The organism is Motilibacter deserti, assembly GCF_011250635.1.
Classification (GTDB): domain Bacteria; phylum Actinomycetota; class Actinomycetes; order Motilibacterales; family Motilibacteraceae; genus Motilibacter_A; species Motilibacter_A deserti.
Genome location: NZ_JAANNP010000089.1, coordinates 1 through 7,389, shown reverse-complemented (window position 1 = coordinate 7,389; position 7,389 = coordinate 1). Strand labels below are relative to the sequence as shown.

Here is a 7,389-nt window from a genome sequence, read left to right as displayed (position 1 = left end):
CGCGGTCGTCGCCTGCCCGGTGCTCGTCGACACCGATTCCTACCTCACCTCCTGGCTGCTGCTGCCGGACATCCCGTCCGCGGCCTTCCTCACCCTCGCTTTCGCGCTGCTCGTCGCCGGCGCGCGCCGCTCGCGCGGGCTTCCCGGCTGGCGGCCGGGGCGCGGCACCGCGCCGCTCGTGCTGTCGGGGCTCGCGCTGGGGTGGGCGTACCTCTGCAAGGAGTACGTCGTCTTCGCCTTCCCGGCGTTCCTCGCCGCCGGGCTGCTCCAGCGGCTGCCGTGGCGGCGCTGGATCTGGGTCGGAGTGCCGGCCGCGGCCTGCCTCGGGCTCGAGCTGGCCAACGGGGCGTACGTCTACGGAGACCCGCTGGCCCGGTTCTCCGAGGCGTCGGCGCACGGGCAGGAGCTGCCCGAGGCGTCGACGCGGCACGACGCGTGGATCGGCCTGTGGCACGCGTTCACCGGGTGGACCGGGCCGGGGGCGACGGTGCCGGCGGCGACGTACGGCGCTCTCGTCGCCTGGGCCGCGGGGCTCGCGGTCGCCGGACTGCTCGTCGGCCCGCTGCTGCGGCGCGGCCGCGACCTCGCGGTGCCGGCGCTGTGGGTCGCCTGCTTCTGGCTCTGCCTGACCCTCATGGGCGGCGTGCTGCAGCCGGAGACGCCGTCGCTGCGGCTCTACTTCGCGCGCTACTGGATCCCGCTGCTCCCGGCCGCGGCGGTCGGGGCCGCGGCCACCGCCACGTTGCTGGCCGAGGCCCTGCTCCGGTGGGTACGCCCGCCCGCCCTGCGCTCGGCCCTGGTCGCCGCGGGGGCGCTGGTGGCGCTCGTGGCGTACGCGCTGCCGACCGTCGACCTCGCTCGTGAGGCCCGGCCGGAGGAGGCGACGTGGGGGCGGCTGCGCGACTTCCTCGTGGCGACCGACGCGCGCGGGGTGCTGATCGACCAGCGGCTCGCGCGCACGCTGGACTACTACCGCTACGAGCCGGCCGGCGGCGGGGTCGTCTGGGACGGGCGGATCGACCCGCTGCCGGGGCCGTGGGACCAGACCGAGACTCCACGGCCGCAGACCGCGCACGCGTGGATCGTCGCCGACGAGCACCCGGCCGACGACGTGCTCGTGGTCGACGACCGCTACGGCCCGACCGGGCTGCGGCCGCGGCCCGGGGCCGACGGGGTCGAGCAGCCGTACGGCGAGGTCCCGCGCGTCCCCCAGGACGGCTGGGTGCCGGCGTGGTCCGAGGGGCACCTGCGGGTGTACGTCGCCGTGGGCTCGGCGGCGGAGCGGGCGCTGCGCGGCTGAGCGCAGGCGCGACCGCCCGGGCGCGGCTCGAACTGCTCGAACTGCTCGAGGAATGAGGCGCGGCGGCCGGATCCGGCCGTGACCACGGGACTTGGCCGAGCGACACCGGCGCGTCGTGCGCCAAGTCCCGTGATCACCGCGCGACGAGCGCCGCGGGGGCCCCGCGGGGCAGAGCCGACGCAGGCAGGTCCGACGCAGGCAGAGCCGCCGTAGGCAGAGCCGACGCCGGCGCGCGGGCTACCAGGTCGTCGGGTCGTCGCGGAAGTCGAGCGGGCGGGACGTCGAGCCGTCGACCCGCGCCCGGATGGCGTCGACCGCCGCGCGGGCGCTCGCCTCGTCGGCGAAGCGTGCGATGCCCATCAGCGGGTTCGCCGGGCCGGCGACCACGTCGGCGCGCACGGCGTACGGCAGGTCGGTGCCCTCGACGTACTCCACGAAGACGCTGATGCACTGATCGACGTTGACGAGGTTGCCCTTCTGGGTGGTGACCCACAGGCTCATGCGTCTCTCCTTGTCGTTCACAGCGCGCCGCCGATGCGGTGACGCGGGCGGCCCCGTACGTCGCGGGCCGCCGCGCAGGACGCTACCCCGGCGGGCAGCGCCGCAAAGGATCAGCCGAGCCCGAGGTCCGCGAGCTCGTACGCCGCGAGGTAGTCCAGCCCGCGCTCCTGCACGGTCGGGCGTGCTCCGCGCTCCACGATCACGGCCACGCCCACGACGGTCGCGCCGGCCTCCTGCAGCGCCTCGACGGCGGTGAGCACCGAGCCGCCGGTGGTGGAGGTGTCCTCGACGGCGAGCACGCGGCGGCCCGCGACGTCCGGGCCCTCGATGCGCCGCTGCAGGCCGTGCGCCTTCTCGCTCTTGCGGACGACGAAGGCGTCCAGCCGGCGCCCGCGAGCAGCGGCGACGTGCAGCATCGCGGTCGCGACGGGGTCGGCGCCGAGCGTGAGCCCGCCGACGGCGTCGTAGTCGAGGTGGGCCGTGAGGTCGAGCATCACGCTGCCGACCAGGGGCGCCGCCTCGCCGTCGAGCGTGACGCGGCGCAGGTCGACGTAGTAGTCGGCCTCCCGCCCGCTGCTCAGCACGACGCGGCCGTGCACGACCGCCTTGCTCTGGATCTGCTGGAGCAGCTGCTCTCGATCGGCCACGTCGCGCAGCCTAGCCAGCGCCGGCCGGAGCTCAGCGACCGCCGATCATCCGGGCCAGGGCCGCCGGCGGCAGCGCACGGGCGAGGGCGGGGAGCGGCTTGTACTGCCACCCCGGCACGCTGACGACCCGCCCGCGGGCGAGGTCGCGCAGCGAGCCCTCGACGACCTGCTCGGCCGTCAGCCACATGGTGCGCGGCACCCAGCGCATGTCGAGCCCGGCCCGGTCGTGGAACTCCGTGCGCGTCCACCCCGGGCAGAGCGCCTGCACGCGCACTCCGGTGCCTGCGAGCTCGCCGTGCAGGCCGAGCGTGAAGTTGGTGACCCAGGCCTTGGCCGCGGCGTAGGTGCCGCGTGGGACGAAGCCGGCGACGCTCGACACGTTCACGACCAGGCCGTCGCCACGCTCGACCATCCCCGGCACCGCTGCCCGCGTCAGGTGCAGCGGCGCACGCACGAGGACGTCGAGCTGGCGGTCCTCGGCGGCGAGGTCGGCCTCCCCGAACGGCCGGCCGATCCCGAAGCCGGCGTTGTTGACCAGCCAGCGCACGGGCCGTGCTGGGTCCGAGAGCCGCGCCTCGACGTCGCGCAGTCCCTGCGGCGTCGCGAGGTCGGCGGGCAGCACCTCGGCGACCACGCCGTACGCCGTCCGCAGCTCCTGCGCCCGGCGGGCGAGCCGCTCGGCGTCGCGCGCGACGAGGACCAGCCCGACGCCGCGCAGGGCCAGCGCGCGGGCGTAGGCGAGCCCGATGCCGGCGGTGCTCCCGGTGACGAGTGCGACGCTCATGGCCGAAGCCTGTCAGGCCCGCGGCCGGCTCTGCGAAGCTGCAGCCGTGTCGCAGCGCCCCCTCCTCGCCGGCCGGCTGTCCGGCCTGGGCACGACGATCTTCGCCGAGATGTCGCGGCTCGGCGTCGAGACCGGCTCGGTGAACCTCGGCCAGGGCTTCCCCGACACCGACGGGCCGCCGGAGGTGGCCGAGGCGGCGGTTGCGGCGATCCGGTCCGGGGTGAACCAGTACCCGCCCGGCATCGGCGTTCCCGAGCTGCGGACGGCGATCGCGGAGCACCAGGAGCGGTGCTACGGGCTGCGCTGGGACCCGGACACCGAGGTCCTCGTGACGACGGGCGCGACCGAGGCCCTCGCCGCCGCCCTGCTCGCCCTCGTCGAGCCCGGCGACGAGGTCGTCGCGCTGGAGCCCTTCTACGACTCGTACGCCGCCGGCGTCGCCATGGCCGGCGGCCGGCTGGTGCCGGTGACGCTGGAGCAGCCGGGCTGCGTGCTCGACCTCGACGCCCTGCGCGCGGCGGTGACGCCCCGCACCCGGCTGCTGTTGATCAACTCCCCGCACAACCCCACCGGGGCCGTGCTGACGCGCGAGGAGCTGGCGGCGGTCGCCGCGCTGGCGGTTGAGCGCGACCTGCTGGTGATGACCGACGAGGTCTACGAGCACCTCGTGTTCGACGGCCGCGAGCACGTGCCGCTCGTCAGCTTCCCTGGCATGCGCGAGCGCACGGTGTCGGTGTCGTCGGCCGGCAAGTCCTACTCCTTCACCGGCTGGAAGATCGGCTGGGTGACCGGCAGCGCCGAGCTCGTCGCCGCGGTGCGCACGGCCAAGCAGTTCCTGACCTACGTCTCGGGCGCGCCGTTCCAGCCTGCGGTCGCTGCGGCGCTCCGGCTCGGCAACGCGCCGCTCGTGCAGCTGCGCGACGACCTGCAGGCCAAGCGGGACCGACTCTGCACCGGGCTCCGCGAGGTCGGGTTCGACGTGCACGTCCCCGCGGGGACGTACTTTGCGACCACCGACATCCGGCCGCTCGGCTTCGTCGACGGCGTGGAGTTCTGCCGCGAGCTCCCGCGCCGGTGCGGCGTGGTGGCGATCCCGAGCCAGGTGTTCTACGCGGACCCGGCGCGCGGGCGCCACCTGGTCCGGTGGGCGTTCTGCAAGCGCGACGAGGTGCTCGACGCCGCGCTCGAACGGCTGTCCACGCTGCGCTGAGTGTCGAAGCGGCTACCAACAGACGGTTGAGCCCCCGGGAATCGGTCAAGAACCCCCTGATGCGTGTGAGTGGGTCGGGGGCGACGTCTCCACGGGGTTGGACCGTCGTCTGCCTCGGGCTGCTGGTCGCCCTGGCCTCCGCCGACCTCGGCCTGGGTGAGGACCGCAACTTCAGCGGGACCCTCGCGGTGCCGGCGTTCATGGCCGGGGCCCTGCTGTCGCCCCGCCGCACGGCGCTGATCGGCGCGCTCGCCGTCACGTGCGCTCTCGTGCTCGTCCTCCTGGACTCGGTCCCGGGCGTCGTCGCACCGATCCGCGTCGGAGCCGTGCTGCTCGCCGCCCTGCTCGCGCCCTGGGTCGCCGGCGTGCGGGAGGCGCGGGAGGCCCGGCTCGTGAAGATGACCCGGGTCGCCGAGGTCGCGCAGAAGGCCGTCCTCGCCCCGCTGCCGGCGATCACCGGCCCGCTCGCCGTCGCCTCGGCGTACCGGTCGGCGAGCGACGAGGCCTCGATCGGCGGGGACCTCATCGACCTGGTCGAGACGGCCGAGGGCGCCCGGCTGGTCGTCGGGGACGTCCGCGGCAAGGGGCTGGCCGCGGTGCATCTCGCCGCCTCCACGCTGCGCTCCTTCCGCGACGCCGCCCTCACCACCGCCACCCTGCCGGACGCCGTGCAGGCGATCGAGCGGCGCATCGCCCGCGACCTCGGCGAGGAGGACTTCGTCACCGCGGCGCTGGCGTCGGTGTCGACGGCGGGCCTGCTGGAGCTGGCCAACTGCGCGCACCCCCCGCCGCTGCTCGTCGGGCCGGGAGGCGTACGCCGCCTGCTCGAGCCCGCCGAGCCGGCCCTCCCGCTCGGGCTGGGCGCGGCGCCCGTCGTGCAGCGCGTGCAGCTCCGCCCGGGCGACCGCGTCCTCTTCTACACCGACGGGCTCGTCGAGGCCCGGTCGGCGGACGGCTCGTTCGTCGCCCTCGACGAGGTCACCGGCACCCTCGCCGACGCGCCGTTCGAGGCCGCCCTCGACGAGGTCGTCGCCAGGCTGCGCGCGGCGGTCGGCGGGCGGCTGACCGACGACCTCGCGCTGCTGCTCATCGAGTACGCCCCTGCTCCCGTGCCCTCGCGGCGCGAGGTCGCGACCGTGCGGTCGGGCACCCGGAGCAGCGTCAACCCCGAACGGGCGGCTGCTGGGCCTTCGGCGACGTGAGCAGCGCGACGCTGACCACGACGAGCCACACCGGCGCGACGATCCCCGCCGAGTAGGGCAGGCAGAGCACGAGCACGAAGCCCGCCACGAAGAGCGAGAACACGGCTGCGACGACGCCGGTCCAGCGCGGCAGGGCACCGAGCCGGAGAGCGGCGTACGCGCTCGCGCCCATCGCGATGGCAACGCCGATCCAGCCGACCCACTGGCCCTGGCTGACCAGCAGGGCGAGGAAGGCTACGTCCTCCTTCGTCGTGAAGCTCTCGTCGATGCCGCCGGGCATCCCGCCGGCGAGCATCGCCTTGAACGAGAACGCGAGGATCAGGGCGCCCACCGCCCCCGCGAACGCGGTGCGCAGGACCGCCGGGACGAGCGAGTGCACGGGTACGCGGGCGGCGACGTGGCGGGCGAGTCCGGCCGCGAAGACGACGAGGGCGGCGACCGCGACGAAGCCGAGCGAGGCGCCGGCCTGGACCAGCCCGCGCCCCTCGAGCGCGGCGTACACCGCCTCCGGGCCGCCCTGGACGGCGGACTCGGGTGGATCGGTGAAGGTGAACGCCGTGGCGACGGTGCCGGTCACACCGGCCAGCAGCCCGGACCAGGCCCAGGCGCTGCGCCGCGGCGGGGCGTACGCGGTGGCTGACGGCGCCGGGCTGCTGTCCAAGCTGGTGTCCGGGCCGGTGGCGGGCGCGGGCTGCGCCGGGACGGGGACGATGCGGCCGGTGTCGAGGCTGCCGAGCGAGGACATCTGGGGCTCCTTGGGGTCGGTGGGGCCATCACCGTCCCGCCGCCGCGCCCCCGCCGGCGACGGTGCTGCCCGGCCGGTCCGGCGGCGTGGTGGCCGCCCGCCCGGATGTGTGGCGAGTACCCCCGCCCCGAGGCGGCCTGCTCGCCTACGGTGTGCGGATGCCGATCCGAGTGGTGCTCGCCGAGGACAACGCGCTCCTGCGCCAGGGCCTGACCCGGCTCGTCGCGCTCGACCAGGAGCTCGAGCTCGCGGGGACCGCGACGGACATGCCGTCGCTGCTCGACCTGGTCGCGCAGGAGAAGCCGGACGTCGTCGTCTCGGACATCCGGATGCCCCCGACCGGGACCGACGAGGGCATCGCGGTGGCCGCGCGCCTGCGCGCCGAGCAGCCCCAGGTGGGCGTGGTCCTGCTGAGCCAGCACGCGGACGCGGCCTACGCGCTGCGCCTGCTGGAGGGCGGGTCGAGCGGGCGGGCGTACCTCCTCAAGGAGCGGGTGGCCGACGTCGGGGAGCTCACGGCGGCCATCCGCGCGGTCGCGGCGGGCGGCTCGGTCATCGACCCGACGGTCGTCGAGCGCCTCGTCACGGCCAGCCGGGCGCCGGAGAAGTCCCCGCTGCACGCGCTGACGCCGCGCGAGCTCGAGGTCCTCGGCGAGATGGCGCAGGGCAAGAGCAACGCCTCGATCGCCGCGTCGCTCGTGCTCTCCGAGCGGGCCATCGAGAAGCACACCAACTCGATCTTCTCCAAGCTCGGGCTGACCGAGGAGCGCGACCTCAACCGGCGGGTCAGCGCGGTCCTCGTCTATCTCGGCGGCGTGCCGAGCCGCGCCTCCGGGCGCTGAAGGGGGGCTGGCACCACCCCGGCCGGGGCGTCCCCACCCTGGCCGACCGGGCACGCGGCGGCCAGGATGAGGTCATGACGTCCCCGCTCCCCTCCACCCCCACGGGCGACGTCTCCGTGCTCGTGGTCGACGACCAGCGCCCCTTCCGGCTCGCGGCC

General features: G+C 75.6%; 7 protein-coding genes and 1 pseudogene. 4 read left to right on the top strand and 4 right to left on the bottom strand.

Annotation, left to right across the window (positions count from 1 at the left end; translation table 11 throughout):
- A pseudogene (locus G9H71_RS20020) lies at positions 1-1,300 on the top strand (hypothetical protein); the annotation flags it as partial.
- Positions 1,301-1,537: 237 nt separating this feature from the next.
- Here the strand turns inward: G9H71_RS20020 and G9H71_RS20015 are convergent.
- From G9H71_RS20015 to G9H71_RS20005, 3 genes are all read right to left on the bottom strand, one after another.
- On the bottom strand, positions 1,538-1,801 hold the full coding sequence (locus G9H71_RS20015) for a hypothetical protein (RefSeq protein ID WP_166284553.1): 264 nt from the start codon (positions 1,799-1,801) through the stop codon (positions 1,538-1,540).
- 110 nt (positions 1,802-1,911) lie between these two features.
- Positions 1,912-2,448, bottom strand: coding sequence for an orotate phosphoribosyltransferase (pyrE, locus tag G9H71_RS20010; RefSeq protein WP_166284552.1), 537 nt, complete (start codon positions 2,446-2,448; stop codon positions 1,912-1,914).
- A gap of 31 nt (positions 2,449-2,479) precedes the next feature.
- Entirely contained in the window at positions 2,480-3,232 is a 753-nt protein-coding gene (locus G9H71_RS20005) for an SDR family NAD(P)-dependent oxidoreductase (RefSeq protein ID WP_166284551.1), read from the bottom strand.
- On the opposite strand from G9H71_RS20005, the gene G9H71_RS20000 reads away from it, so the two are divergent.
- Together G9H71_RS20000 and G9H71_RS19995 are read left to right on the top strand one after the other, a co-directional pair.
- Positions 3,231-4,442: a pyridoxal phosphate-dependent aminotransferase gene (locus G9H71_RS20000; protein ID WP_196792309.1), complete on the top strand. Its 1,212-nt coding sequence runs from the start codon at positions 3,231-3,233 to the stop codon at positions 4,440-4,442. The genes G9H71_RS20005 and G9H71_RS20000 overlap by 2 nt on opposite strands.
- Before the next feature lie 59 nt (positions 4,443-4,501).
- On the top strand, positions 4,502-5,644 hold the full coding sequence (locus G9H71_RS19995; RefSeq protein WP_166284549.1) for a PP2C family protein-serine/threonine phosphatase: 1,143 nt from the start codon (positions 4,502-4,504) through the stop codon (positions 5,642-5,644).
- Here G9H71_RS19995 and G9H71_RS19990 read toward each other — a convergent pair.
- The gene (locus G9H71_RS19990; protein ID WP_166284548.1) at positions 5,604-6,389 is read right to left on the bottom strand and encodes a hypothetical protein; all 786 of its coding nucleotides are present in this window, start codon (positions 6,387-6,389) and stop codon (positions 5,604-5,606) included. The genes G9H71_RS19995 and G9H71_RS19990 overlap by 41 nt on opposite strands.
- A gap of 158 nt (positions 6,390-6,547) precedes the next feature.
- On the opposite strand from G9H71_RS19990, the gene G9H71_RS19985 reads away from it, so the two are divergent.
- Positions 6,548-7,231 carry a response regulator transcription factor gene (locus tag G9H71_RS19985; protein ID WP_166284547.1) on the top strand — a complete coding sequence of 228 codons (684 nt, stop codon included), beginning with the start codon at positions 6,548-6,550 and terminating at the stop codon, positions 7,229-7,231.
- Positions 7,232-7,389 lie beyond the last annotated feature (158 nt).

Excerpts from the sequence above, each read along its gene's own strand:
- G9H71_RS20015 (WP_166284553.1), bottom strand. The coding sequence starts at position 1,801 with ATGAGCCTGTGGGTCACCACCCAGAAGGGCAACCTCGTCAACGTCGAT.
- G9H71_RS20000 (WP_196792309.1), top strand. The coding sequence starts at position 3,231 with ATGGCCGAAGCCTGTCAGGCCCGCGGCCGGCTCTGCGAAGCTGCAGCC.
- G9H71_RS20005 (WP_166284551.1), bottom strand. The coding sequence starts at position 3,232 with ATGAGCGTCGCACTCGTCACCGGGAGCACCGCCGGCATCGGGCTCGCC.
- G9H71_RS19995 (WP_166284549.1), top strand. The coding sequence starts at position 4,502 with ATGCGTGTGAGTGGGTCGGGGGCGACGTCTCCACGGGGTTGGACCGTC.
- G9H71_RS19990 (WP_166284548.1), bottom strand. The coding sequence starts at position 6,389 with ATGTCCTCGCTCGGCAGCCTCGACACCGGCCGCATCGTCCCCGTCCCG.
- G9H71_RS19985 (WP_166284547.1), top strand. The coding sequence starts at position 6,548 with ATGCCGATCCGAGTGGTGCTCGCCGAGGACAACGCGCTCCTGCGCCAG.